Raw genomic sequence first — 24,436 nt, 5'->3', positions numbered from 1 at the left:
CGTTCCCTCGCCTGTTCGAGAGTCATCTGTGCGAAAGCGTCCGGGCGGGGCCCACGCTCCCGGCCGGCGTTCAAGGACCGCCTCGGCACCTGCCCGCTACGGCTGCGCCCGTCAGCCGTAGCGGCGGGGACGCGGGCAGACCGGCGCCCCGATCCTTCGTCGGATCGTCGGCCGTACGTCAGTAGCGCAGCACCCCGGCGATCCGTTCGCTGTCGGCGAGCGCGCCGTCGGTGAGGAAGCGCACCTCGGCGCCGGTCTCCAGACACTGTTCGACGATCTCGTCGACGATGTCCTCGCGGGCGTCGAGATCGCCGCTGTCGGCCGGGACGAGATGATCGCCGTCGTCACGCACCGTGGCGCGGTAGTTCTCCTCGACGGCCAGCATCCGCACCCGGCCCTCGGTCGCGCTGCGCCACAGTTCGTCGAGGCCGGCGGCGTAGTCCTTCCGTCCGCGGGCGTTCTCGAGTTCCGCTGCCACGCCGTCGGCGACCTTCCGGTCGTGGGCGGCGACGAGGGGGCGTATGGCCTGCCACACGGCGTCGGGGGAGGCGTGGGCGAGACCGCCGTGGACGAGGTGTTCGGCGTTCCTGGTGACGGTGCCGATCTCGTCGACGAGGGACAGCGCGGCGGTCTCCCCGGTGACGTACAGCGTGCGCGGATGCTCGCGCAGGAGGGCGCTCACGGCGGTGTCCGCGTCGCGCAGGAAGTGGCGGGTCTGCTCGTCGCGGAAGGTGCTGGGGAGGTCGCCGACCCGCTCCTGCCGTTCCGGGTCGGGGTCGTCCAGGCTGCGGGTCATCGGGAAGCCGCCGGCGTGGCTCTCGACGACGCGTTCGGGTCCGCCGTTCCACAGCGTGATCCGGTCGGCGGAGACCGACAGCACCCAGAACGGCCGCTCGGAGGCCTGGGCGGCCACGAGATTGCGGGTCAGGAAGGTGTCCGAGACCACCACCCGCTCCGGCACCGTCCGGGCCAGCGTCCAGACCTGGTGCTCGCCGGGGGCCGCGAAGATCGCCAGGCCGTCCTCCGCGTGCGCGAGGTCGACCTCGGCGAGGGCCTGGTCGAGCTGTGCGACGACGTCCGTACGACGTTCTCGGGTGACGGCGGGATCGGCCTCCAGCCGCTTCTTCGCCTCGGCGACCACATTGCGCAGCCGGACGGCGTCCTGGGCGTTCTCCGGTTTGCGGCGGTGGGTCGGCGTCAGCACGGACACGGCCGGGTAGGGCCGGGGCCGGCGCAGCTCGGCGAGGGTCGCGGGACTGAGAGCATGCTCCATACCTGCACGATAGGACCGATTCACCGGTCGGGCATTTGGGGCGGAACGGGCCGGGCGGCGGTGCTCGGGTGTCCGCACGGCCGGTTGTGCGGCCTCCCTTGGCGGCGGACGGTGAGAGCGACCTGGTGGGGACGTCCGGGGGAGCGGGCCGGCCGGCCCGCGGCGGCGGCGCCCCGCGAGTGCGGTGAAGAGGCGGCACCCGGGCTCGGGGCCGATGTGGTCGGCCTCGTCGCCGAACCGCGCGCACCGGGTGCCGGCGATCAACAGCAAGACGTCGGCCCGTGTCCGCGGGCGGGATGAGGGCGAGGGTGGGGTGGGCGTCGGCCGGACCGGTCGGCAGCCGCATATGCCCTGCGCCGGGCAGCGGTGCGCAACTTCGGTGAGGCTGATCGGCGGGTGCCGCGAGAGGTGCGCTGCCGGCCCGCGGGGTTCAACCGGCGTCGGTGGTCACGTGCTTTCAACTCGGGCCAAGTGAAGCCGCGTTGCCCCGCGGTGCCGCTGACCGCGCCGGCCGGGGAGGGCGGTCCGCTCGTGGGCGGGCGATCCGCTCGTGGGCGGGCGCCTGACGGGACCGGCCCCGCCTCAGCGCCGGGCGAGCTCGGCGGGCCTGCCGACGAAGCCCAGCTCCAGGGTGTCGTCGGCGTTCAGGATGCGGCGCTGCAGGCTCTGCAGGCGCGGTGCCGGTTCGAGACCTGTGCCGGCCGCCAGGGCGTTGCGTACGTCCTGGTAAGCGGCGAGCGCGTCATTGCGGCGGCCCGACAGGTGAAGCGCCAGCATCAGGTATTCGTGCAGCACCTCGTCGTAGGGGTGGAGCGCCGTCAACGCCCGCAGTTCACCGAGGACTTCGGAGTACCGCCGCAGCTTCAGGTCGAGAGCGAGCCGCTGACTGAGGACCGACTTGCGGTCCTCGGCCAGGCGCAGCACATGGGACTGCAGCACGGCGCCGACCGGGATGTCGGACAGCGGGGCGTCCCGCCACAGGCTCAGGGCGTTGTTGAGCTGGGCCGACGCCTGCGTGAGGTCGCCCTGCTCCTGGGCTTCGGCGGCGGTGGCGACGAGCGCCCGGTAGCAGGAGATGTCGAACTGCTCGCCAGGGACCTCGAGCCGGTACCCGGTGGGCTCTGTGATCAGCGTCTCCTTGGGCAGGGCCCGGTACGGGCCGCGGCCCCCGGCGCAGCCGAGGCTCTTGCGGATCTGCATGATGCAGTTCTGGATGCCGGTGGAGGCGCTCATCGGCGCGTCGTTGCCCCAGAGTTCACGCTCGATGGTGGCGCGCTGGACGACCCGTCCCCGGTTGAGGATCAGTACCGCCAGCAGCTTCCTGGCCTTGAGGGCAGTCGGGACCACCGACGTGCCGTTGAGCGTGACCTGTAGTGGCCCTAGCACCTTGGCGATCATCCCGACTCCTCTTCTCGTGCACGGGTCGTCGTCCTGAGGTTTCTTCCGTGGACCCGGCAACCACATGTATAGCAGTACATTAATGAACTGTGGTCCATTAATACATTCGCGGTCGATCGGGGAGTGGTGGAGGTCACTTGTGCTCTGCGACGGGTGCACCTGCTGTGAGCAGGCGCTATTCGCCACATGATCCACTCTGGATACGATGCGCGCATGCGGTACTGCGAGGCAAAGTTGGCCTCGTATGTAACTTTGTATCGGCATCGAAGCAGAGGGGTCTCATGCAGCAAGGCGGCATACCCGGCGTACCCGACATCGCGATCGTCGGTATGGGGTGCAGGTTTCCGGGGGCGAGTGGCGTCGACGCGTACTGGCGCCTGCTCGAGGAGAACGTCGACGCCGTCACGCCCGTCCCCGCGGACAGGTTCGACCCGCGCCCGCACTACGCACCGCACCCGGGCGAACCGGGCAAGACCGTTTCCCGGCATGGGGGTTTCATCGACGACCTCTACGGCTTCGACGCCGGGTTCTTCGGCATCGCCCCGCGTGAGGCGCTGCACATGGACCCGCAGCAGCGCGTCCTGCTCAAGGTCGTGTGGGAGTCGCTGGAGAGCGCGGGCATCGTCCCCTCCGCACTCGCCGGGAGCCGCTCCGGAGTCTTCGTCGGGCAGGCCACGGCGGAGTATGCGGACGTGGCCGGCGCCGACGCCGTCAAGGACGTCCACGGCATGGTGGGCAGCCGGTTGCGGGCCATGACCTCCGGAAGGATCTCGTACGCCCTCGACCTGCGGGGGCCGAGCCTGACCGTGGACACGGCGTGTTCCTCCTCGCTCGTGGCCGTGCATCTCGCCCGGCAGAGCCTGCTGACGGGGGAGTGCGACCTCGCCGTCGCCGCCGGGGTCAACGCCGTGCTCTCCGTGTCCGACTCCGTCATCTACTCGCAGGGTGCCATGCTTTCGCCCGAGGGCCGGTGCAAGTTCGGCGACAGCTCCGCCGACGGCTTCGTGCGCAGCGAGGGCGTCGGGGCCGTGCTGCTCAAGCGGCTGCCGGACGCGGTCCGGGACGGCGACCCGGTCCTGGCGGTCCTGCGGGGCAGCGCGGTCACCAACGACGGCCGGGGCAGTGGCCTGCTGCTGCAGCCCGCCGTGTCCGGACAGGTCGCCATGGTCCGCTCCGCCTGTCGCAGCGCGGGCATCACGCCGGCGCAGCTGGACTACGTGGAGGCGCACGGCACCGGGACCCGGGTCGGCGACGAGGTCGAACTGCGCGCCCTCGCACAGGCTTTACGGGAGGACGGGCCCGAAGGCGGGGCGGCGGCGCGCAGGCTGCGTGTCGGGACGGTCAAGAGCAACATCGGCCACGCCGAGGCCGCGGCCGGTATCGCCGGGCTGATCAAGGCGGTACTCGTGGCCCGGCACCGGACCGTCCCCGCGTCCCTGCACCACCGCACGCCGCATCCCCTGCTGGCCGACGCGGACTTCCCCGTCGAGTGCGTCTCCAGGAACACCCCGTTGGAGCCCGCCGGCCCGGACGCCCTGATCGGGGTCAGCTCCTTCGGGCTCTCCGGCGTCAACGCTCATGTGATCGTCGGTGAGTACGCTCCCGGCACCGTGCCCGAACCGCCCGCCCCGTGCGCCGGGGACGGCCCCGAGCTGCTGGTGCTCAGCGCCCGCACCGAGCCGGCGCTGCGCCGCCTCGCCACGCGCTACGCGGACCACCTCTCGCCCGCGGGGCCGGGGCGCGCGGTCTCACTGCGGGCCCTGTGCCACGCCGCGGCCACACGCCGGGACCACCACCCCTTCCGTCTGTGGGCGGTGGGCCGTACCCATGACGAACTCGCCGATGCGCTGCGCGTGCTGGCCGAAGGGCAGGAGACCCCGCAAGGCGGCTTCGGCGAGGCCTGCTTCGGCCCCGACCGGCGGATCGCCTTCGTCTTTCCCGGCCAGGGCTCGCAGTGGCTCGGCATGGGACGCGGTCTGCTCGCCGGCGACACTGCGTTCCGCCGCACCATGGCGGAGTGCGACGCGGCCGTCCGGGAGGAACTCGGCTGGTCGGTCCTTGAGCTGCTCGCCACCTCAGACCAGGACCTGCCGGGCGACGTCGCCGTGGTGCAGCCGCTGCTGTGGGCGGTGGAGGTGTCGCTCGCGGCGCATCTCGCGGACAGGGGGATCACGCCCGACCTGTGTCTGGGGCACAGTATGGGCGAGGCGGCCGCCGCATACGTGTGCGGGGCGCTGTCGCTGCGCGAGGCGGCCGCGGTCATCTGCCGGCGCAGCACCCTGATGCAGCGGCTGTCCGGTCAGGGAGCCATGCTCGCCGTCGACCTCTCCGCGGAGGAGGCCGCCGAGGTTGTGGCGGGCCATCACGGCCTGGTGTGCGTCGCGGCGGAGAACGCCCCGCGTGCCACCGTCCTCGCCGGTGACCCCGACGCCCTGCGGCAGATCACCGAGTACCTCGACTCGCAAGGGGTGTTCTGTCGTCCGGTGATGGTCAATGTGGCCTCCCACTCGCCCGTGATGGACAGCCTGCGCGACGATCTGCTCGCGGAGCTGGCCGACCTGGCCCCCGGTCCGGCCACGATCGAGATGTTCTCCACGGCCCGGTGTGCCACCCTGCGGGGAACGGAGTTGGACGCGGCGTACTGGATGGACAACCTGCGCGGGCGGGTGCGCTTCGTCGAGGCCGTTCAGGCCGTCGCCAAGCAGGACACCGTCTTCGTCGAGGTCAGCCCGCACCCCCTGCTCGTCCAGCCGCTGAGTGCCGTACTGACGGAACAGGGTGCCCCTCGGACGGCCGTGGCGACCCTGGTGCGACGGCAGGACGAGCACGAACTCATCCCACGGGCCCTGGGCAAGGTCTTCGCGCTCGGAGGCCGGGTCGAGTGGAGCCGCTGGTTCCAGGGGGTCGCGCCGATGGTTCCGCTGCCGCTGTACGCGTGGGACGAGGAGCAGTTCAGGCGCGAGCCCGCACCGGTCGCTCCCGCGGTGGCGCCGCGCGGGCACAGCCAGGAGATCGCCCTGCGCGACCTGGGCCTCGACGACTTGGGGGCGGGCGTACGGGTGGGAGATGTCTCGCCGGTCCCGCCCGTGGTGTATTTCGAGGCGGTGCGCGCCGCGGCGCACCGCCTGTCGGGGGCGGACGGCATCGCACTTGAGGACGTCGAACTCGGCGGCGCGCCCCTGCCGTTGGACCGGGTGCGCGACGCCGCTCTGACGGTGACGCTCACCGCCTCTCCCGAACCGGGCGTCCTGATGTGCACGGTGACTGCCAAAGGCACCGCGCAGGACCCCTGGGACGGCGCGGTGTGCCTGGCGGGCAGAGCACGGGTGCAGGGCACTGATGAGGGCGACCCGGTGGGGCAGGGCGAGCAGTTCCTCGACGTGGGCCTGACCCGGTGCACGGAGTACGTGCCGAGCGCGGAGTTCTACCGGCGTGCCGCGGCCCGCGGCTACACCGTCGACCCCGCGCTGAGCACCGTCGCCCGTCTGTGGCGCCGGGACGGCGAAGCGGTGGCGCGGATGGCGCCGTCGCCGGGGGCGGGGGCTGCCGCCCTGGAGGCCGGTCTCCTCGCGATGATCGCCGCGTGGCCGCATGCGACGGGCGAGGGCGCGGCGCGTACGTACACACCCGTGTCCTTCGAGCGCGTCCGGGTCGTCGACATGGACGGGCTGCGCCGGGAGCACTGGTGCCTGGCCGCGTTCACGCAGGCCGCGGACGGTGACGGCGCCCGCTGCGACCTGACGCTGCGCTCGGCGGACGGACGCCTCCTCGTGGAGTTCCTTGGCATCCGGCTGCTCCGGTCACCGGACCGCGGTGCGCCCAGGGCTTCGGCGCCCGGCCCGAGGAGCGCCGCCGTGCCGGTGGCGGTCGCTGTCGCGCCCGGGCCCCAGCCCGAACCCGAGAGCGCGGCGCCGGCAGCACTGCCGGCGAAAGCCGACGACGTACTGAAGCAGATGGCCACGGTGCTCGGCACCTCGGTGTCCCGGCTCGACCCGCGCAGGCCGCTGCGCTCGCTCGGGCTCGACTCGCTGCTTGCCGCCGAGCTGCGGGTGCGGCTCCAGCGGAACGTCGGCGTCGACATGACCGTGCAGCGTCTGCTCGGCCCGGAGCCGGCCGGGCGCATCGCTCAGGAGTTGGCCGGGGGCGGCCACTGACGGACGGCGTCTGCGGGTGGGCCGCCCGGCAGTCCCGCGGGCGGCCCACCCGGGCCAAACTTCTACTCCGAACCATAGATGCACTGTGGTATAAAGATTTGGTCACCGGGGGCAGCGCGACGAGGAGTAATGAGGACTCATGAGCACTGAATCGGCCCGCCCCCTCGGACGCCGGGAGCGCAGCAAGCAGCGCGTGAGAGACAGCTTGTACTCGTCGGCCCTGGCCCTCTTCGTGGAACAGGGGTACGACCGTACGACGATCGACCAGATCGCCGAGCGCGCCGACGTGGCCCGCGGGACCTTCTTCAACTACTTCCAGCGCAAGGAAGACCTGGTCACGGCCTGGGCCGAGTCGCGCACACGGCGCCTCGAGGCCTGCATGCAGAAGACGCAGTCCGAACACGACGACGTGACCGTGCACCTGGAGCGCTGCATGGCCACCCTCGCGGAGTTCAACGAGACGGAGCGCGACGTCACGCAGACCATGCTCAAGGCGTGGGTCCGGGCGGGGCGTCCGCTCCTCGAGGAGCCGTACGCGGGAAAGATCTTCGCGGACATCATCGACCGCGGAAGACAGCGCGGCGAGGTTCCCCTCGACATCGACCCGATGCGGGTCGGGAACGTGCTGCGGGACGCCTATCTCGGTCTGCTCTACCGCTGGTCGCGGAACGCCGCGGGGCAGCGGCCGCTGCACATGGAGCTGCGCGAGATCCTCAGGATCGTCCTGACCGGCGTCTTGTCCTATGCGCAGAGCGACGGGCGTGGGACACCGGTACCGGCTTCCACCGCCGAAAGCCGGTAACGGCCGCGCCGGGCTGGGAGCGCGGCTCCCGGCCCGGCGCGGACCGTATAGGCGTGCCGAGACCGGCCCTCGGCCTTCCTGCCCCGGGGCCGGTCCTGAAGGAGTCTGAAGGGGCCCTACGCCGCGGTAAGCACGAGTGCGGCGTTGTGACCGCCGAACCCCAGCGACGTACTGACCGCCGTGTCGATACGGCCGGTGCGGGCCTCGCCGGCGACCACGTCCAGATCGATGGCCGGGTCCGGGTTCTTGAGGTTCGCGGTGGGCGGGACCACGCCGCGTTCGACGGCGAGCACCGCGTAGGCGGCCTCGATGGCGCCGGCGGCCGCCAGAGTGTGCCCGGTGACCCCCTTGGTCGAGGTCACCGCCGGCCGGCCGCCCAGGACCCGGCTCAGCATCCGCCCCTCGATGAGGTCGTTCATCGGGGTCGCCGTGCCATGGGCGTTCACGTGGTCGACCTCGGACGTGCCGACCCCGGCGTCCGCCAGGGCGGCGCGCAGGGCCTGCTCGATGCCCCGGCCCTCCGGGTGCGGAGCCGTGGCGTGATGGGCGTCGGACGACGCCGCGTAGCCGCGCACCAGCGCGCGAACGTGCGCGCCTCTGGCCCGCGCGTCCGCCTCCCGTTCCAGGACGAGGACCCCCGCGGCCTCGGCGGCGACGAACCCGTCGCGTTCGGCGTCGAAGGGGCGGCTGGCGTGCTCGGGTGCCTCCCGGTGCCTGGACAGGGCCCCCATCTTCGCCAGGCCCGCCAGCACCGTCGGGGTGAGCGCGGATTCACTCGCGCCCGCCAGGACGATGTCGCAGACACCCGTCCGCAGCAGGTCGCGTGCCGTGCCGACGGCCGTCGCACCGGAGGCACACGCGGTGGCCGTCACCAGGCTGGGGCCGCGGGCGCCGCAGTCGATCGCCACGTAGCCCGCCGCCATGTTGGGCATGTACTTCGTCACCAGGAGCGGTGACACCTTCGCGGGTCCGCTTTCGCGGAGCGTGTCGTGCTGCTCCTCGAAGGTGGCCGCGCCGCCCAGTGAGTTGCCGAGGACGACTCCGACCCGGGTGCCGTCCCAGGTCAGTGGGTCGAGGCCGGCGTCGGCGACGGCCATGCGGGAGGCGACCAGGGCGAGTTGTACGAACCGCTCCAGCTGCCAGGAGGCGAAGCCGCCGAGCAGTTCTCCCGGGTCGAATCCCGGTACGCGGCAGGAGAAGTCGGTCGGCCTGCCGCTCAGCGTCTCGTCCCGGGTGGCGCAGGAACGTCCCGACAGCACCCGCTGCCAGTTCTCCTCGACGCCGATGCCGGCCGGTGTGACCAGGCCGAGGCCGGTGACGGCCAGGGCGTCCGCACGGCCCGGCGCCATCAGGCCGCCACCCGCTTGGCCTCGAGCAGCTCCACGAGGTCACTGATGGTGTGGTGCTCGGTGAGCTCGCCGTCGGCTATCTCCACGCCGAACTCCTTGTCCAGGACGAGGCCCAGCTCGATCAGGACCAGCGAGTCGAAGGACAGCTTGCCGAGGGTCACCTCCGGTTCGATGCTCTCCGGCTTGACCTTGAACTGGTCCGAAAGCAGCGTGGAAACCCGCTCGGTGATGTTCTGCATGATGTTCTCCTGAAGAGTTGAACCGTGCTGTGTGCACGGTGAGTTGTGCTGTCTGCGAGGCGGTTGCGAAGGCCGGGAGTCGGCGTCCGCGCTGCCCGGAGCGGGCGTCAGTACGCCGTGACGTCCGGCCATATCAGTCCCACCGAACCCCAGGTGAGTCCGCCCCCGAACGCGCCGAGTACGACGCGGTGGCCCGGCCGGAGTTCACCGCTCGCGGTGGCGTCGGCCAGGACGAGGGGGATGGACGCGGCGACGGTGTTGCCGACCCGCTCGATGTTGCTGGGGAAGCGGTCGAGGGGTACGTCCACGCGCTCCGCGATCGCCGCGAGGATCCGTGCGTTGGCCTGGTGCAGGACGACCTTGTCGATGCCGTCGGCCCCCCAGCCCAACTGCTCGGCCGTGGTACGCACCGACGTCGACATGTTCCGTACGGCCTCGGCGAAGACCGCCCGGCCCTCCATCGTGAAGTAGGTGTCCGCCACGTCGGCCGGCAGCCCGGTGGAGCGCTGCCGCGAGCCACCCGCCGGGACTTCGATGAGATCACCGCGGGTGCCGTCGCTTCCCAGGTGCAGCCCGCTCAGGGCGCCCCGCTCCGTCGCCGCGCCGGCGCGCAGGAACACCGCTCCGGCACCGTCCCCGAAGATCGCCCTGGTGGTGCGGTCCGTGGGGTTGAGGATGGTGGAGAAGGTGTCCGCGCCGATGACCAGGGCCGTCTCGGCGGCGCCCGACGCGATGAGCCCGGCGCTCACGCCCAGCGCGTAGACGAAGCCCGTGCACACCGCGGAGACGTCGAACGCCGCGGTGCCGGTGAGCCCGATCCGGCTGGCGACCTCCGGGGCGGTGGCCGGGCAGGGACGGTCGGGGGTGCTGGTGGCGACCACGACCACGTCGGCCGTGTCGCTGCCCGCGGACTTCAGGGCCCTGCGGCCGGCCTCGACCGCGAGGTCACTGGTCGCCTCGCCGGGAGCGATGACATGGCGACGGGCGATGCCCGTCCGACTCCTGATCCACTCGTCCGAGGTGTCGAGGTACTGGGCCAGCTCGTCGTTGGTGACCGCGGTCTGGGGGAGCCAGGACCCCAGGCCCGCCACCACCGCCGCGCGATCGGCTGCGCTCATCCCGTGCTCCCGGGCCGACGCCTTTGCGGGGTGCTTCTCATGCGGTCGTTGGCCGTCACTGCGTCGTTCCTCCTGGGCTGACTGCTCTCATACCGGGTCCGTCCGGTGACCTCGTCGTCCGCCGGGAACCCCGACCCCACGCTGGCACCAGCGGCTTCGATCCGGCTCACGAGCAGCCAACGCGCCGCTCACGTCCACCGTGAGCCCGACATGAGCGGTGTGGGAGTGCGCCCGCCGACGATGGAACCAGCCCCCGGGGGTGTCCCCCGGGCAACGACGGTGTACGAGGAGAGCAGTGCAGCAACGCAAACTGGGCAGCGACGGCCCGACCGTGAGCGGTATCGGCCTGGGCTGCATGGGGATGTCGGAGTTCTACGGGCCGACCGACGAGGCGCAGAGCCTCACGACTCTTCAGGCGGCCATCGACCGCGGTGTCACCTTCCTCGACACCGCCGACATGTACGGCAAGGGCCACAACGAGCAGCTCGTGGGGCGGGCCGTCGCGGGCCGCCGTGACGAGGTGGTCCTCGCGACCAAGTTCGGGATGCGGCGGGACGACAGCGATCCGCGGCAGGGCCGCAAGGTCGACTCCAGCCCCGAGTACTGCAGGCAGGCCATCGACGCCTCCCTGCGGCGCCTGGGCGTCGACCACGTCGACCTCTACTACCTCCACCGCAAGGACCCCGACGTACCCATCGAGGAGACCGTCGGCGCCATGGCCGAGCTGGTCGAGGCCGGGAAGGTGCGACACCTGGGCCTGTCCGAGGTGACGGCGCGGACGCTGCGCAGGGCACACGCCGTGCACCCCATCGCCGCGCTGCAGACCGAGTACTCGCTGTGGACCCGGGACGTGGAGGACGAGATCCTGCCGACCGCCCGAGAGCTCGGCACCGCGCTGGTCGCGTACTCGCCGATCGGGCGGGGTTTCCTCACCGGCACCATCACCCGGCCCGAGGACCTGCACGACACGGACTTCCGGCACTCGCACCCCCGCTTCCAGGCCGAGCACCTGGCCCGGAACCTGGCGATGGTGGAACGGCTGCGCGCACTCGCGTCCCGATTCCACTGCACACCCGTGCAGTTGGCGCTCGCCTGGCTGCTCGCGCAGGGCACGGACATCGTGCCGATCCCCGGCACCCGGCGGGTGAAGTACCTGCACGAGAACGCCGCGGCCGCCGACATCCGGCTCACCGACGAGCAGCTCGCCGCCGTGGCGGCCGCCGTGCCCAGGACCGCCGTCTCCGGGGACCGCTACGACCCGGCGGGCATGGCGACCGTCGGGCACTGAACCGGCCGCACCGCCCCCCTGCACCCCCGTTTCCACGAGCGCGGCACGCGCTCCCGCACCGACCGAGGACTCCCATGGCAGAAAAGCTCAAGCAACTGAAGCTGGCCGCCGTCAACATCGACGGCGTACTGCTCAACGACACCTTCAGCCCGGTCATCCACAACTTCATCGTCAGCCGCGGCGGCACCTACACCGCGGAGGTCGAGCGCAGCATCTTCTCCCAGCCCCAACTGGTCGGCGGCCAGGGCATGGCGAACGCGGCACGCGTGCCGTGGACCGCACAGGAAGCGATCGACGTCTACTTCAAGGAGCGCGCGGAGTACACCGTCGACCACCCCGTCGAACTGCTCGACGGCGCGATCGACCTGTTGCAGCGGCTGCGTGGGCTCGGCCTGCGGACCGTCAGCTACGGCGGCCTCGACAAGAGCCACTTCGACCACTTCCTCGGCGAGCATGCCCACCTCTTCGACGAGCCCGGCTACGTCTGCACCAACGACTTCCGCCCGGGTGTCCGCGAGATCACCACCGAGGTGTTCGGCTACGACTTCGACCAGGTCCTCTTCATCGACGACGTGGCCCGGGTCGCGGAGGTCTCGAAGGCCCTCGGCGTGCCGTTCATCGGTCACCCCAGCTCCTTCGAGCACAGCTTCCAGCCCCAGCTGATGCGTGAGGCGGGTGTGCGGCACCTGGTGGACTCGCTGACCGCCATAGACGAGGACCTGCTGCGCACCGTCGACGCCGAGGCCGCCGCACATACCGTCTGGCGCGACTGAGCCGCGTGGAGGGCCGGCCCCATTCGCCCCCCGCCTGGGGCCGGCCCTCCACGCTTCCCCCATCAACTGCCATGCCTACGCCAGGAGTTACGTCTTGGAACTCGCCGACTCCCCGCAGACGGTGCTGCTCGACTTCGACGGAGTGCTGAGCCTCAACGCGTCGAGTCTGCTGCTGCGCGCCCTGCACGAAGGCATCAACCGCCATGCCCCGCTGCCGTTCGAGGCGACGTCCTCGCAGTTCAAGGCGATCTCCACGTTCCCGCAGCGGGACAGCCTGAGGGTGCTCTTCGCCGGCCTGGGCATCGAACAGCACCTCAGCGACGAGATCGCTGCCCTGCGGGCGCTGACGTCACTGGGCACGGAGCGCATGACCCTCGGCCACGGCGCAGAGGCGTTCTGCGTACAGCAGAGGGCTCTCGGGGTCCGGCTGCGGGTGTTCTCCACCATGGACCGTGCCACCGAACGCCGCTCCCTCCTCGACGGGCTGTTCCGGGACGAGGACTTCGTACCGCTGGCGCACGCCTCGAAGGCCGACCCCGACACGTACATGTCGCTGCTCGCCGCCGACGGGGAGCAGGACCCCTCGCGGTGGCTGCTCGTCGACGACTCCCCGCTGGCACTGCGCGCCGCGAAGATCGCCGGGCTGCGTACGGTCCTGATGCGGGGTGAGGTCTTCACCGAGGAGGACGTCACCCCCTTCACCCGCTTCATCGACGCCCAGGTCACGTGCTTCGCCGAACTCGGCCGCGTACTCACCGCCGTGCGGCCGCCGTCCGACGGGCCCCCCGCACGGCCGCACACCCTCGCGTCCTGACCAGCAACACCCGGATCAGACACACGGATTGAGACGTACGGATGTCCAACTCATCTGCCCAAGAGGATCTGCACGCCTGCGGTGCCGACACCACGGCCCCGCCCTCCGCCGCCGCGGGCGGCCCCTCGGTCGGGCCCACCCGGGTGCTGGTCGCCATCGCCCTGGCAGCGGTGATGCTGCCGATCTCGGTGACCGGCCCCGGGGTGGCACTCGCCGAGATGTCCGGTGACCTCAAGGCGTCCGCGGCGTCCACCCAGTGGGTGCTCAACGCCTACAACGTCGCCTTCACGGCCTTCATGCTCGCCGCCGGTTCCGCCGCGGACCTGTTCGGCCGCCGCCGACTCTTCCTCGGCGGTACGACGGTGTTCGCGCTGGCCTCCCTCGTCGCCGGCACGGCGCCGACCATCCTGCTCGTGGACGTGGCCCGTTTCGCCCAGGGCGTGGGCGCGGCCGCCGTGCTGACCAGCGGGTCGGCGCTGCTCGCCCACACCTTCCACGGCCCCGCCCGCGCCAGGGCTTTCGGCATCTTCGGCGCCGCGATCGGCTTCGGCCTCGCCATGGGGCCCTTCGTCTCCGGGCTGCTCGTGGGAGCGGCGTCCTGGCATGCGGTGTTCCTCGTCAACGTGCTGCTCGGCGCGGTCGTGCTGATTCTGGCCCGGCCGCTGCCCGAGTCGCGCAACCCCGACGCCCGGCGGATCGACCTGCCGGGCGTGCTGACCTTCACGCTCGCCCTGCTGCTCCTGGCCCTCGGATTCGTCGAGGGTCCCTCGCAGGGCTGGTCCGGCGTGGCAACGCTGGGTGCGTTCGCGGGCGCGGCGCTGTTCCTCACCGCGTTCGTGCTGGTGGAACTGCGCAGCCGTGAGCCGATGTTCGATCTGAGCCTGCTGCGCCGCCCCACCTTCGTGGCGATCATCTGGCAGCCGGTGAGCATCGTCTTCGCCTTCGCGGCTCTTCTCGTGTACCTGCCGCCGTACTTCCAGGGCGTGGGCGGCGCCAACTCGACCGTGTCCGGGGCGATGCTGCTGCCGCTCACCCTGCCCGTGTTCGTGCTGCCGCTGTTCTCCGGTGTGCTGGTGCGGTGGCTCTCGGTACGGCTGCTGCTCGCCGTCGGCCCCGCCGTCCTGGCCGTCGCGCTGCTCCTGATGACGTTCACCGACCCGGTGTCCTCGCGCACCGGGATGTACGCCACCCTGCTGCTCGCCGGCGTCGGGATCGGCCTGGCCTTCGGTGTCATGGACAACGCCGCGGTGAGCGTGGTGCCGCCCGAGCGCAGCGGTATGGCGTCCGGCATGTTCAACACGCTCCGGGTCGCCGGGGAGACCATCGGTGTGGCATGTGTGGCAGGGCTGCTGCTCACCTCCACGCGCCGGCAGCTTTCCTCCGCCGGTGTGCGCGACAGCGGCGCGCTGGCCGACGACGTGGTGCAGGGTCGGCTGGATTCCGCACGCTCCGCGGGTGGCGGCGCCCTGGCGGACCGGGCGGTGCAGGGACTGCAGCACGGCTGGGACGTGGTCTATGTGGTGCTCGCCTGCGTGGCGTTCGCCGGAGCGGTGGCCATCTTCACCATGGTCCGCGACCGGGACCTGGACGGCACCGGGGCCGGCCAGGAGGCGTAGGCCCCGACGTGAACCGGCCGCAGAACGGCTGTGGGCCCCTCCGTGGAAACGGGAGGGGCCCACAGCCGTTCCGCGCCGCGGCGGCTACTGCCCCCCGCGCGTGCTCACACCGGTGAACGCGGCCTCCGCGACGGGACGCCCGGCCTGCTCGAACGTCACACGTACGCCGAGGGCCGCGCGGCCCCCGGCACGCGCGACGGTGGTGGGCCGGTGTCCCACGACCGTCAGCGGCGCGTCCAGTTCCGCGTAGGCACCGAAGGACGCCTCGAGGCCGACGAGGCACCAGGAGGACGCCGGATCACCCGTGAACTCCTCGGCGGCGAGCAGGAAGGCCTGGCGGCCGGCCTCCATCAGGACCATGCCGGGAACGTGGTCCTGGGCGTGGTCGAAAAGGCTCGGGTGGTCACCGGCTATGCGCAGGCGAGCGCGTACGGCGTCGGGCTCGGTGCGCGCGTCGAGCAGGATCACGTTCTCGGGCCGGGTCCGGCCCACCCGCGCCGGCGCCACCGGCTCACCGGCCGCCGCCGCACGGAAGTCGTCCGACGTGGGCACCGGGCCGCTCCGGCCGCGGCGGCGCAGTGTGCCGTACACGGCGTCGGGCACGTACTGCACCTGCATCCGCGCCTCGCCCACCTGCCTGGAGTCCACCTCGATCCGCATGCGGTAGGTGAGCGCCCGCAGGGCTCCGCTGCTCCACTGCGCGTCCTGCGTGCCGACGGCGAGCACGAGGGGCGTGGGGCCGTGGCCGGAGGGCAGGTCCGCCGGCTCGGGCAGGTCCAGAGTCCAGGACTTGAGGACGAACTTGGTGTTTCTCGGCGCACCGAAGTGGGCGTGCACCGCGTGCGTCTCGGCCTGCCGGCAGCATTCGAGGAGCAGCAGCGGGTCGACCACCGCCGCGGTCGTGTGGTCCGTGAAGTAGGCATGCGACGGCGGCAGTTGGGCGGCCGCGACGAAGTGCGTCCCGTCGGTGGTCCTGCTGTCGGTCAGGAACACCTCGGACAGGGCCCGGCGGTGCACCAGGCTCCTGCTCACCGTGTGTTCGTAGGTGAGGTCGGCCGGAGCGGATCGCGCGGCATGTGTTTCCGTCAGAACGGACACCCGATTCCCCTTTTTTCTGTGAGCGCATTGGGGTGTTCACGCTGGCAGCCCGTTCTCATGTGCCGGTCATCGCTACATCACGCGGGCTCGCCCGGCCGCACGGGAGGCACGCTCGACACGGCTTCCCCGGGGTGTTCACGCGCCGCGTGAACATCCGTTCAGTCCTGCGCGTCGGAGCCGCAGGAGCTGCCGTCGTCCGGCAGGGAGCCGTACAGCAGGAAATCGTCGACCTTCCGGTGCACGCACTTCGAGGACGCGTACCCCGTGTGCCCCTCGCCCTTGTTGTCGAGGACGACGGCCGAGGACCCGAGCCGCTCGGCGGTCTCCTGGGTCCAGCGGTACGGGGTCGCCGGGTCGCCCCGGGTGCCGACGAGCAGCATCTTCGCGGCGCCGACGTCACGGACCTCGTCACGGATGAAGTCGGTGCCCCGGGGGCGGCCGTAGCACATCAGCACCTGGGTCAGCCGGTAACGGCCGAAGACCGGCGACGCCCTCTCGTACTCGGCGCGGAGTCGGCCCATGTCCCTGGTGACCTGGTCGGCGGTCGGCCGGTCCGGGTCGTCCGCGCAGTTGATCGCTACGAGCGCGGCCGGAAGGTTGTCGAAGGGGACCTCCATCGGGTCGACGAGACCCCCGTCGTGGCCAGGGGCGGCCGCGCGGTCCTCCCGGCGGGTGTCCGGCAGGGCGACGCCGCCCGACAGCTGCATGAGCCCCTGGCTGTCACCGTCCTGCACGAGAGAGGACAGGGCGTGTTCGAGGGTCGGCCACAGCTGCCGGCTGTACAACGCCTGACTGATCGCCCCGACCAGGTCCTGACCGGAGAAGGCCTGCCCGAAGTCCGTCGCCACCGGGTCCTGGTCCAGCGACTCGACGAGCGCGACGACGTCCTCCCGCGCCGAACGCGGGTCCTCTCCGAAGGGGCAGGTCATGTGCGCGGTGCACCAGCCGAGGAAGTCCTCCAGGGCGGTCTGCTGCCCCTCCGCCCCCACCACGCCCTGCTCGGCAAGAGGCTCGGTGAGCGTGTCCACCCCGTCGAGCACCATCCGGCCGACCTTCTTCGGGAACTGCGCCGAGTACACCGCGCCCAGCCGCGTCCCGTACGAGAAACCGAGGTAGTTGAGCTTGTCGTCGCCCAGCGCGTCCCGCATCACGTCCAGGTCGCGCGAGGCGTTCACCGTGCCTATGTGCGCCAGTACGGGCCCGGAGTGCTTCACGCACTCGTCCGCCGTCTTCCGCAGGTCCTCCAGCGTCCTGCGGGGATCGGTCTCCCGCGTGCTGTCCGCCTCGGCCTCGGCCGCGCCCTCGCCGCAGCTGACGGGGGAGGACCGGCCGACGCCGCGGGGGTCGAAGGTCACCACGTCGTAGCCGTTGGTGAGACCCATGAAGTCCTTGCCGCCGGTGGCGAGTTCGCTGACGCCCGACCCGCCGGGACCGCCGAAGTTCAGCAGGACGGAACCGCGCGACGGGCCGGTCGCGCGGTAGCGGGCCACCGCCAGTTCGAGGGTCCCCGCGCCGGGGCGCGCGTAGTCCAGCGGGACGGTGACCTTCCCGCACTGGAGGTCCTCGGGTGCTTCCTCGTCCGCGCAGGCGACCCACTTGATCTTCTGGTCGTAGAAGCGCGTGAGGTCGGGGCCGTCGGCGGCCGTCGCCGCGGACGGCAGCTCCGCCGCCAGCAGGGCCAGTGCCGCTGTCGCGGCTCCGGCGAGGACGCGGCGTTGGTGCACGGACAGCATGCAAGCCTCCTGGGACGCCCGGCTGCGGACCGGGGGCCCCGTGCACCGCGTGCCGGGGCACCCCTCGATCACGATAGGCGGACCCCCGGGGCCACGCCTCCCGGCGAGCGGCACGGGCCGGTGTGCCTTACCCTGGCGCCGCCACTGCGGCGCGCCCGCCGTGGTTGACGGCGTCCGGTCCGCTCCGGCCGGGGACGGCGCTGCGGGCGCGAGGCCGCGGACGGCGCAGGTGCGGGCGAACCCCCGCGGTGCCCCGTGCGGTCAACAGGGCGCGCCCGATGGCTGATTGACGACCCCAACGATCCGGCCCGGCATGGTCCGTACCGCCGGGATCGGCGAGGATGCTGCGGTGCGGCCGACCACCGCACACCAACGACCCCCACGAAGTGGAGCGCACCGATGACCTCTCCGGTCTCCCACGACCTCGTCGTCAGCCAGGCCTCGCAGGACGACTGGACGGTGATCACCGGATGGGCGGCGGCCGAGGGATGGAATCCGGGGCTCTCGGACGCCCCGAGTTTCTTCGCCCAGGATCCCGACGGCTTCTTCGTCGGGAGGATCGACGGGGAGCCCGTCTCGGCCGTCTCGGTCGTCAACTACGGCGCCGACTACTCCTTCCTCGGCTTCTACCTGGTACGCCCCGACCTGCGCGGCCACGGTCACGGGATCACCACCTGGAAGACGGCGCTGGCTCACGCCGGCACCCGGACCGTCGGCCTGGACGGGGTGGTGGCGCAGCAGGACAACTACCGCAGGTCCGGGTTCCACCCCGCCCACCGCACCGTCCGCCACAGCGGTGTCGCGCCGGTGACGGCGGTTCCGCGGGGGGTGCGTCCCGTGCGTCCCGTCGAGGACCTCGGCGCCGTCACCGCGTACGACAGCGCCTGCTTCCCCGCGGACCGGCCGCGCTTCGTGGAGCGCTGGCTCGCCGAGGACGGGCACCGTGCCGTGGCCCGCGTCACCGGCGGGCGGCTCACCGGCTACGGGGTGATCCGCCCGGGCCGGGACGCCTGGCGCGTCGGCCCGCTGTTCGCCGACACCGCAGAGGACGCCCGGGCGCTCTTCGCCGGACTGACCGCCGGGATCGCAGGCAGCGAGGTGGCGCTCGACGTCCCCGAGAACAACGCGCCCGCCGTCGCCCTCGCCGAGGAACTGGGTCTCACCCCCTCCTTCGAGACGGCCCGCATGTACACCGGCCCGGTGCGGCCCTTCGCCGCGGAGCGCGTCTTCGGCGTCACGACACTGGAACTCGGCTGAATCGGGTCTCTTCGGTGGCCTGAGGATGCCCGGACGGACCGCCGTCCGGGCATCCGCACGCCGTGCTCAGGCCGCGGCCGAGGGGAGGGACGCCGGGACGGGCGCCGCCTCGGGCTCCACCGGCACGGAGGGGCGGCCGTCCACACCGACCGGCACGTCGCCGTCGACGGTGACGCGGCGGAGCCGCCGCTCGTGGTCGTCGGAGTCGTCCACGCCGTAGTGCTGGGTCGCCCGGTTGTCCCAGATCGCCACGTCGCCGGGCTGCCACCGCCAGCGCACGGTGTTCTCCGGGCGCTCGATGTGCGACTGGAACAGCTGGAGGAGCGTCCGAGAGTCGGCGGCGGGCAGGCCGACGACGCGCTGCACGAAGCTGCCGAGCAGCAGCGTGCGTTCACCCGTCTCCGGGTGGACGCGCACCACCGGGTGCTCGGTGCGGAACCTCGTCGAGGTGAACACCCGCTGGTATCGCTCGAGTTGCTCCGGCACGGCATCGGGACGCAGCGCCGCGTAGTCGTAGTCGTTGGTGTGCAGCGCACGCAGGGAGTCGGCGAGCGCGCGCAACGGCTCGGGCAGGTTCTCGTACGCCGTCGCGGTGTTGGCCCACAAAGTGTCGCCGCCGTAGGGCGGGACGACGACGGCGCGCAGGACCGAGAACGCGGGGTACGCGGGCACGAACGTCACGTCGGTGTGCCACTGGTTGGCACGGCCCCCGTGATCGGAGTCGATGCCCAGCGCGTACCGCCCGTCCGCGGACGGCACGGTGGGGTGGGCGACCGGGTCCCCGAGCAGCCGTCCGAAAGCCTCGTGGCCCGCCTCGTCGAGGTGGTCCTGGCCGCGGAGGAAGACCACCTTGTGCCGGAGCAGCGCGGCGCGCAGGGCGGCCACGGTGTCGGGTGCGAGGTCGCCGCCGAGGCGGATCCCGGAGATCACGGCGCCGAGCCGGCCGCCGAGCTGCTGGACGGTGAGCCGCCGGCCGGGCGAGACGGCGACAGCGGGTGCGGAGGTCATCGCTGGGTTCCCTTCGGGTGCGGGGCGACGCTTGGGGCGCGGGGAGGACGCCGGGCGGGGGGTGGGGATGGGGTGGCGAGGAGCGTCGCAATTCCGGCGAACGCCCGTCAAGGACGGTCCGCCCGCCCGGCCGCCGCAGGCCAGATGTGTGATCGGTGCCGTGGAAACCCGGGTTCGATGCCGACGCCTACCCGCTGACCTGCGGATTCACGGACGGTATGCGGGCGGGGCGGGGGAGGCACCGGGCGGTGGGGCGAGGTTCAGCGGCGCCGTGCGATGTTCATCCCGCCGCAACGTTGCGGGCGGAGGCCGTGCCCACCAGGCGATGGTGCCGTGGCCAAGGTGTGCGACCACGGTGCCGGGACAAGCGCGAGCACGGCCCGCGGCCCCGCCGCCCGCCGCCCGCGGGGCCGCGGGCGGCGGTGTCCAGGCCTTCGGTGCGTTCCGGGCAGCGGGGGTCGGCGGGGCGGCGGTGTCTGCGCCGGTGGTGCGCTCTGGCGGTGAGGATCGGTGGGCCCGGGGGTGTCCACACCGGCGGATGCCCTCCGGGCGGCGGGGATCGGTGGCCCGGAGGTGCCTACGCCGGTGGTGCGCCGGGTCGTACGGATCCGTGACGCGCGGCCGAACGCCGCTCAGCCCAGCTCCCGCGCCCGTTCCGCGGCAGCCCGCACCGGCCCGTGGTGCACGGGCCCGTGCCCAGGGAGCAGGACGTCCGCCGCGAGGCCCTCGATACGGCGCAGCGCCGCGAGGCTCCGCCCGCGCTCGGCGTCGAACATCGCGGGCAGCAGTTGCGGGCCGCGGACGCGGGACGTGGGGTGCCCGCTGACCAGCGCGTCACCGGAGATGACGACGCCCGCTTCGGGGAGATGGAAGACGCAGTGACCGGCCGTGTGGCCGGGCGTGTGGACCGGGACGGGACGCCCGGGCAGGTCGAGCGCGCCCGGCGCGGGGAACGGCCGGGGCTCCGTCACGCGGACGTCCGCGGTGCCGCCCGCGCGCAGGGCCCGTACCGCCCAGGGCAGCACCCCCGGGCGCCACGCCCGGCGCATGACCTGCCCGACGGACACCTGGTGCAGGAACTCGCGCCGTGCGTGCGGCACCTCGGCCTCGTGCAGATGGACGGGGACGCCGAAGGCGCGGCTGAGGTACTCGGCGGAGCCGAGGTGGTCGTTGTGCGCGTGGGTGATCAGTACGGCGGTCAGCGCCTCCGGCGGGTGGCCGAGCGCCCGCAGCGAGGCGAGGACCCGCTCGCGGTCACCGGGGTAGCCCGTGTCGACCAGGGTGACCGCGTCGCCGTCGGACAGGACGACCCAGTTCGTGTCGCTGCCGTGCACCAGATGAACTCCGGCTGCCACCTGGACGATCGCGTCCTCGCGCATGACTCTCCCGCGGTCGGGGTCTCGCACGGCCGGCCCGGACCGTGTCAGGGCGAAGCTATCGCGCACGCGTGCCGCCCCGGCTGCCGCACGCCGCTCGGCAACGACCGACCGTGCCGCTCCTCCGCACCGGCCGGCCGCGCCCGGGGCGGGACAGCGAGGTAGATGTCAGGTAGCCTGACATTCATCCAGTGAGAGGCCGGAGGTTACGCATGACCATCGAGTACGCCACCCAGTACCGGACCCGCTCCCTCATCCCGCCCGAGCCGGGCAAGCCGTACTTCATCGAGAAGGGCATGGGCGACCGGGCACACCTCTTCGGCGACCTCGTCACGATCTACGCGGGCGGCGAGCAGACGGAGAACACCTTCAACTTCTTCACCTGCGAGGGGCCCAGGGGCGACATCATCCCCGCCCACTCCCACGCCGACACCCACGAGGTCTTCTACGTCACGCAGGGCGCGGTGCGCCTGTTCGTGGAGGACCTGGCGGGGGAGCAGTACGAGAAGCTCCTCACCTCCGGCGACTTCGGCTTCGTACCGAAGAACTGCCCGCACGCCTACCGCATGGAGCGGCACCACACCCAGATCGTCGGCGTGGCCGCGGGACCGGGCGGCACCTTCGAGCGGTTCTTCGAGCGGCTGGGCACCCCGACCGACGAACTCACCCTGCCCGCACAGCCGTTCGTGCCCGAGCCGGCGAAGTTCGCGACCGTGCCCAGGGAGAACGACGTGCGTTTCCTGCCCGGCCACGAGTGGCGCACCGGAAGCTGACCGCCGTGCCCTACCTCAAGGCGCTGCTCGCGGGCGTCCTGGTGGGCGTGCTCTACGTGGTGGTGCGGGTGAAGTCACCCGCACCGCCGCCGTTCGCCCTGTTCGGACTGCTCGGCATGCTGCTCGGCCAGGCGATCCTGGAGGCCCTGTGAGCGCCCCGTCGGAGTCCCGGGCGGCCCGCGCTGCCACGTTCCTGCGGGCGGCAGGCCTCTCCTTCGCCGCCGGCCTGCTGATGGGCGCCGTCTACTGGGCGCTGGGCGTCACCTCGCCCGCGCCTCCCCTCCTCGGACTGACCGGCCTGGCCGGCATCGTCGCCGGGGAACGTGCGGCCTCCGCGGTCCGCTCCCGCCGCGCACGCCGGCCCGCCGCACCGCAGACAGCCCCCGCGGCCCCCTCCCGTCCACCTTCCGCACCAGGCGAGGACACCCCCTCATGAGCGCAACGGCCCACACTCCCGGACTCGTCGACGTCCACGCGCATTTCGTCACCGACTCCTACATCCGGCAGGCCATGGCGGCCGGACACGAACGGCCCGACGGGGTGCCGGCCTGGCCGGGCTGGTCGGCCGGGGCCCACCTGGAGCTGATGGACCGCAGCGGCATCGACACGGCGGTCCTCTCCGTGTCCTCACCGGGAGTCTTCTTCGGCGACCCGGTGGCCGCCCGCGAACTGGCCCGGGAGGTCAACGAGGACGGGGCGCGGATCGTGCGCGAACACCCCGGCCGCTTCGGGCTGTTCGCCTCACTGCCGCTGCCCGACGTCGACGGGGCCCTCGCGGAGATCGCGTACGCCTTCGACACACTGGGAGCGGACGGCGTCGTCCTGGAGACCAACACCCACGGCGTCTACCTCGGCGACGAGCGCCTCGAACCGGTCTTCGCCGAGCTGAACCGCCGCGGAGCCGTCGTCTTCGTGCACCCCACCTCGCCGGTGTGCTGGGAGCAGTCCGCGCTCGGCCGGCCGCGCCCCATGGTCGAGTTCGTCTTCGACACCGCGCGCGCCGTCACCGACCTGCTCTTCGCCGGCACGCTGGAGCGCTGCCCGGACCTGAAGGTCGTCGTCCCGCACTGCGGAGGCGCGCTGCCCGTGCTGGCCGACCGCATCGGCGGCTTCATGAAACTGTTCATGCCGACCGGCACCGCGGCCCCGGACGCCGTCGCCCAACTGCGCGGGCTCTACTACGACCTGGCGGGACCGGCGTTCCCCCGCCAGGTTCCGGCGCTGCTGAGCCTCGCCCGCCCCGAACGGCTGCTGTACGGCAGCGACTACTGCTGGACCCCGGCCGCCGCGGCCCAGGCGCACGCCGCGTCCTTCGACACCGAGCCCGCCCCCGTGGACGGCGCGACCTGGCGGTCCCTGACCACGGCCAACGCCCGTGCCCTGCTCCCGCGTCTCGCCCGCTGAACCGACCGACCGGAGACCTCCATGGCCGTACCAGGACCGTCCTTCCCCCTCGAACTGCTCGCACCGCCGGACCCGGCCCGGCTGCCCCTGCCGCCCGCCGCCCACCCCGAGCCCGGAGTACGGCTGCTGCGCGGCGCCGTCCACACCGTCAGGGAGGGCACCCGGCCGCTGGAGCTGGACCTCTGGCTCCCCGAAGAGGCGACCGGCCCCGTGCCGGTGGTCGTCTTCGTGCACGGGGGTGCCTGGCGCACGGGTCTGCGCGACGACGTCGGGCCCCGCTTCCGGGACTGGGTTCCCGGCCCGTTCGCCCGCCTGGTCCGCGCCGGGTACGCCGTCGCCTGCCCCGACTACCGGCTGAGCGGTGAAGCCGTCCACCCCGCGCAGCTCGACGACATCACCTCGGCCCTGCGGTGGCTGCACCTCAGGTCCGGCGAACTCGGCCTGGACACCGGCCGCACCGTCGTGTGGGGCGAGTCCGCGGGCGGTCACCTCGCCGCCCTCGCCGCCCTCACCGCCGAAGGACACCCCGGCACCGCCACCCTGCGTGGATGCGCCGTCTGGTACGCACCTTCCGACCTCACCCGGCTCGCCGAGGATCATCCAGCCGGCCGCTACGAGGCGACCGATCCCACCACGTTCGAGGCGCTGCTCATCGGCTCGGCCCTCGCCGACGACCCCGCGGCCGCCCGTGCCGCGAGCCCGGCCCGGCGGGTGACGGCGGGTGCGCCGCCGTTCCTCGTCCTGCACGGCACCGCGGACACGATCGTCCCCTTCGCCCAGAGCGAGCGCCTCGTCGCGGCCCTGCGGGAGGCCGGCGTCCAGGCCGACTTCCGGCCGGTCGAGGGCGGCGAGCACCTGTGGGTCGGTCTGTCGCCGGGCGGCGTGGAGCAGTGCTTCACCACGACGCTCGACTTCGTCGCCCGGCATACGGAGCACACCGGCTGACCGCCCCCGGGGCCGTCG

General features: G+C 72.5%; 21 protein-coding genes. 12 read left to right on the top strand and 9 right to left on the bottom strand.

Features of this window, described 5'->3' with window-relative positions:
* Positions 1-178: 178 nt before the first annotated feature.
* Together ACFYP4_RS10655 and ACFYP4_RS10650 are read right to left on the bottom strand one after the other, a co-directional pair.
* Positions 179-1,273 carry a chemotaxis protein gene (locus ACFYP4_RS10655; protein WP_388784624.1) on the bottom strand — a complete coding sequence of 365 codons (1,095 nt, stop codon included), beginning with the start codon at positions 1,271-1,273 and terminating at the stop codon, positions 179-181.
* 582 nt (positions 1,274-1,855) lie between these two features.
* Positions 1,856-2,671, bottom strand: a complete 816-nt coding sequence (locus ACFYP4_RS10650) for an AfsR/SARP family transcriptional regulator (protein ID WP_358855719.1) — start codon at positions 2,669-2,671, stop codon at positions 1,856-1,858.
* 281 nt (positions 2,672-2,952) lie between these two features.
* Here ACFYP4_RS10650 and ACFYP4_RS10645 point away from each other — a divergent pair, with 281 nt between their 5' ends.
* Together ACFYP4_RS10645 and ACFYP4_RS10640 are read left to right on the top strand one after the other, a co-directional pair.
* Positions 2,953-6,825: a type I polyketide synthase gene (locus tag ACFYP4_RS10645; RefSeq protein WP_388784621.1), complete on the top strand. Its 3,873-nt coding sequence runs from the start codon at positions 2,953-2,955 to the stop codon at positions 6,823-6,825.
* 139 nt (positions 6,826-6,964) lie between these two features.
* Entirely contained in the window at positions 6,965-7,627 is a 663-nt protein-coding gene (locus tag ACFYP4_RS10640) for a TetR/AcrR family transcriptional regulator (protein WP_358855721.1), read from the top strand.
* Between the two features lie 116 nt (positions 7,628-7,743).
* Here ACFYP4_RS10640 and ACFYP4_RS10635 read toward each other — a convergent pair whose 3' ends face one another.
* The 3 genes from ACFYP4_RS10635 to ACFYP4_RS10625 form a co-directional block, all read right to left on the bottom strand.
* Entirely contained in the window at positions 7,744-8,976 is a 1,233-nt protein-coding gene (locus ACFYP4_RS10635; RefSeq protein WP_388784618.1) for a beta-ketoacyl-[acyl-carrier-protein] synthase family protein, read from the bottom strand.
* Positions 8,976-9,215, bottom strand: a complete 240-nt coding sequence (locus ACFYP4_RS10630) for an acyl carrier protein (protein ID WP_358855519.1) — start codon at positions 9,213-9,215, stop codon at positions 8,976-8,978. The genes ACFYP4_RS10635 and ACFYP4_RS10630 overlap by 1 nt, the downstream gene beginning before the upstream one ends.
* Positions 9,216-9,322: 107 nt before the next feature.
* On the bottom strand, positions 9,323-10,333 hold the full coding sequence (locus tag ACFYP4_RS10625; RefSeq protein WP_358855518.1) for a beta-ketoacyl-ACP synthase III: 1,011 nt from the start codon (positions 10,331-10,333) through the stop codon (positions 9,323-9,325).
* Positions 10,334-10,628: 295 nt separating this feature from the next.
* Between ACFYP4_RS10625 and ACFYP4_RS10620 the strand changes: the two genes are divergently transcribed.
* The 4 genes from ACFYP4_RS10620 to ACFYP4_RS10605 all read left to right on the top strand — a co-directional run bounded on the left by ACFYP4_RS10620 (position 10,629) and on the right by ACFYP4_RS10605 (position 14,824).
* The gene (locus ACFYP4_RS10620) at positions 10,629-11,621 is read left to right on the top strand and encodes an aldo/keto reductase (RefSeq protein ID WP_358855517.1); all 993 of its coding nucleotides are present in this window, start codon (positions 10,629-10,631) and stop codon (positions 11,619-11,621) included.
* 74 nt (positions 11,622-11,695) lie between these two features.
* Complete coding sequence (locus tag ACFYP4_RS10615; protein WP_358855516.1) at positions 11,696-12,394, top strand: HAD family phosphatase; 699 nt, start codon at positions 11,696-11,698, stop codon at positions 12,392-12,394.
* Between the two features lie 94 nt (positions 12,395-12,488).
* Complete coding sequence (locus ACFYP4_RS10610; RefSeq protein ID WP_358855515.1) at positions 12,489-13,208, top strand: HAD family hydrolase; 720 nt, start codon at positions 12,489-12,491, stop codon at positions 13,206-13,208.
* Positions 13,209-13,249: 41 nt separating this feature from the next.
* On the top strand, positions 13,250-14,824 hold the full coding sequence (locus tag ACFYP4_RS10605) for an MFS transporter (RefSeq protein WP_358855514.1): 1,575 nt from the start codon (positions 13,250-13,252) through the stop codon (positions 14,822-14,824).
* A gap of 84 nt (positions 14,825-14,908) precedes the next feature.
* On the opposite strand, the gene ACFYP4_RS10600 is transcribed toward ACFYP4_RS10605, so the two are convergent.
* Together ACFYP4_RS10600 and ACFYP4_RS10595 are read right to left on the bottom strand one after the other, a co-directional pair.
* On the bottom strand, positions 14,909-15,856 hold the full coding sequence (locus ACFYP4_RS10600; RefSeq protein ID WP_388784611.1) for a ScbA/BarX family gamma-butyrolactone biosynthesis protein: 948 nt from the start codon (positions 15,854-15,856) through the stop codon (positions 14,909-14,911).
* 224 nt (positions 15,857-16,080) lie between these two features.
* Positions 16,081-17,655, bottom strand: a complete 1,575-nt coding sequence (locus ACFYP4_RS10595) for an alpha/beta hydrolase (RefSeq protein WP_358855512.1) — start codon at positions 17,653-17,655, stop codon at positions 16,081-16,083.
* Between the two features lie 399 nt (positions 17,656-18,054).
* Between ACFYP4_RS10595 and ACFYP4_RS10590 the strand changes: the two genes are divergently transcribed.
* Complete coding sequence (locus ACFYP4_RS10590) at positions 18,055-18,912, top strand: GNAT family N-acetyltransferase (RefSeq protein ID WP_388784607.1); 858 nt, start codon at positions 18,055-18,057, stop codon at positions 18,910-18,912.
* A 66-nt stretch (positions 18,913-18,978) separates the two neighbouring features.
* On the opposite strand, the gene ACFYP4_RS10585 is transcribed toward ACFYP4_RS10590, so the two are convergent.
* A complete protein-coding gene (locus ACFYP4_RS10585) occupies positions 18,979-19,920 on the bottom strand; it encodes a TauD/TfdA family dioxygenase (RefSeq protein ID WP_358855510.1) in 942 nt (313 codons plus the stop codon).
* A gap of 632 nt (positions 19,921-20,552) precedes the next feature.
* Complete coding sequence (locus tag ACFYP4_RS10580) at positions 20,553-21,299, bottom strand: MBL fold metallo-hydrolase (protein WP_388784603.1); 747 nt, start codon at positions 21,297-21,299, stop codon at positions 20,553-20,555.
* A gap of 209 nt (positions 21,300-21,508) precedes the next feature.
* On the opposite strand from ACFYP4_RS10580, the gene ACFYP4_RS10575 reads away from it, so the two are divergent.
* From ACFYP4_RS10575 to ACFYP4_RS10555, 5 genes are read left to right on the top strand one after another with little or no spacing between them, the layout of a single operon-like run.
* On the top strand, positions 21,509-22,069 hold the full coding sequence (locus tag ACFYP4_RS10575) for a quercetin 2,3-dioxygenase (RefSeq protein WP_358855508.1): 561 nt from the start codon (positions 21,509-21,511) through the stop codon (positions 22,067-22,069).
* Positions 22,070-22,074: 5 nt separating this feature from the next.
* Positions 22,075-22,221, top strand: a complete 147-nt coding sequence (locus ACFYP4_RS10570) for a DUF1427 family protein (RefSeq protein ID WP_358855507.1) — start codon at positions 22,075-22,077, stop codon at positions 22,219-22,221.
* Positions 22,218-22,505 carry a DUF1427 family protein gene (locus tag ACFYP4_RS10565; RefSeq protein WP_358855506.1) on the top strand — a complete coding sequence of 96 codons (288 nt, stop codon included), beginning with the start codon at positions 22,218-22,220 and terminating at the stop codon, positions 22,503-22,505. The genes ACFYP4_RS10570 and ACFYP4_RS10565 overlap by 4 nt, the downstream gene beginning before the upstream one ends.
* Positions 22,502-23,473 (top strand): amidohydrolase family protein, encoded by a 972-nt coding sequence (locus ACFYP4_RS10560; RefSeq protein ID WP_388784599.1) that lies wholly within the window; start codon positions 22,502-22,504, stop codon positions 23,471-23,473. The genes ACFYP4_RS10565 and ACFYP4_RS10560 overlap by 4 nt, the downstream gene beginning before the upstream one ends.
* 21 nt (positions 23,474-23,494) lie before the next feature.
* The gene (locus ACFYP4_RS10555) at positions 23,495-24,418 is read left to right on the top strand and encodes an alpha/beta hydrolase (protein ID WP_358855504.1); all 924 of its coding nucleotides are present in this window, start codon (positions 23,495-23,497) and stop codon (positions 24,416-24,418) included.
* The last annotated feature ends 18 nt before the right edge of the window (positions 24,419-24,436 follow it).

Origin of the sequence: Streptomyces sp. NPDC005551 (assembly GCF_042871785.1) — a bacterium.
GTDB lineage: Bacteria > Actinomycetota > Actinomycetes > Streptomycetales > Streptomycetaceae > Streptomyces.
This window is presented reverse-complemented; position numbering and strand designations above follow the sequence as displayed.

What these genes read in the sequence shown, in the direction of transcription:
- ACFYP4_RS10655 (WP_388784624.1), bottom strand. Translation starts at nt 1,273, where the DNA reads ATGGAGCATGCTCTCAGTCCCGCGACCCTCGCCGAGCTGCGCCGGCCC.
- ACFYP4_RS10650 (WP_358855719.1), bottom strand. Translation starts at nt 2,671, where the DNA reads ATGATCGCCAAGGTGCTAGGGCCACTACAGGTCACGCTCAACGGCACG.
- ACFYP4_RS10645 (WP_388784621.1), top strand. Translation starts at nt 2,953, where the DNA reads ATGCAGCAAGGCGGCATACCCGGCGTACCCGACATCGCGATCGTCGGT.
- ACFYP4_RS10640 (WP_358855721.1), top strand. Translation starts at nt 6,965, where the DNA reads ATGAGCACTGAATCGGCCCGCCCCCTCGGACGCCGGGAGCGCAGCAAG.
- ACFYP4_RS10635 (WP_388784618.1), bottom strand. Translation starts at nt 8,976, where the DNA reads ATGGCGCCGGGCCGTGCGGACGCCCTGGCCGTCACCGGCCTCGGCCTG.
- ACFYP4_RS10630 (WP_358855519.1), bottom strand. Translation starts at nt 9,215, where the DNA reads ATGCAGAACATCACCGAGCGGGTTTCCACGCTGCTTTCGGACCAGTTC.
- ACFYP4_RS10625 (WP_358855518.1), bottom strand. Translation starts at nt 10,333, where the DNA reads ATGAGCGCAGCCGATCGCGCGGCGGTGGTGGCGGGCCTGGGGTCCTGG.
- ACFYP4_RS10615 (WP_358855516.1), top strand. Translation starts at nt 11,696, where the DNA reads ATGGCAGAAAAGCTCAAGCAACTGAAGCTGGCCGCCGTCAACATCGAC.
- ACFYP4_RS10605 (WP_358855514.1), top strand. Translation starts at nt 13,250, where the DNA reads ATGTCCAACTCATCTGCCCAAGAGGATCTGCACGCCTGCGGTGCCGAC.
- ACFYP4_RS10595 (WP_358855512.1), bottom strand. Translation starts at nt 17,655, where the DNA reads ATGCTGTCCGTGCACCAACGCCGCGTCCTCGCCGGAGCCGCGACAGCG.
- ACFYP4_RS10590 (WP_388784607.1), top strand. Translation starts at nt 18,055, where the DNA reads ATGACCTCTCCGGTCTCCCACGACCTCGTCGTCAGCCAGGCCTCGCAG.
- ACFYP4_RS10585 (WP_358855510.1), bottom strand. Translation starts at nt 19,920, where the DNA reads ATGACCTCCGCACCCGCTGTCGCCGTCTCGCCCGGCCGGCGGCTCACC.
- ACFYP4_RS10580 (WP_388784603.1), bottom strand. Translation starts at nt 21,299, where the DNA reads ATGCGCGAGGACGCGATCGTCCAGGTGGCAGCCGGAGTTCATCTGGTG.
- ACFYP4_RS10575 (WP_358855508.1), top strand. Translation starts at nt 21,509, where the DNA reads ATGACCATCGAGTACGCCACCCAGTACCGGACCCGCTCCCTCATCCCG.
- ACFYP4_RS10560 (WP_388784599.1), top strand. Translation starts at nt 22,502, where the DNA reads ATGAGCGCAACGGCCCACACTCCCGGACTCGTCGACGTCCACGCGCAT.
- ACFYP4_RS10555 (WP_358855504.1), top strand. Translation starts at nt 23,495, where the DNA reads ATGGCCGTACCAGGACCGTCCTTCCCCCTCGAACTGCTCGCACCGCCG.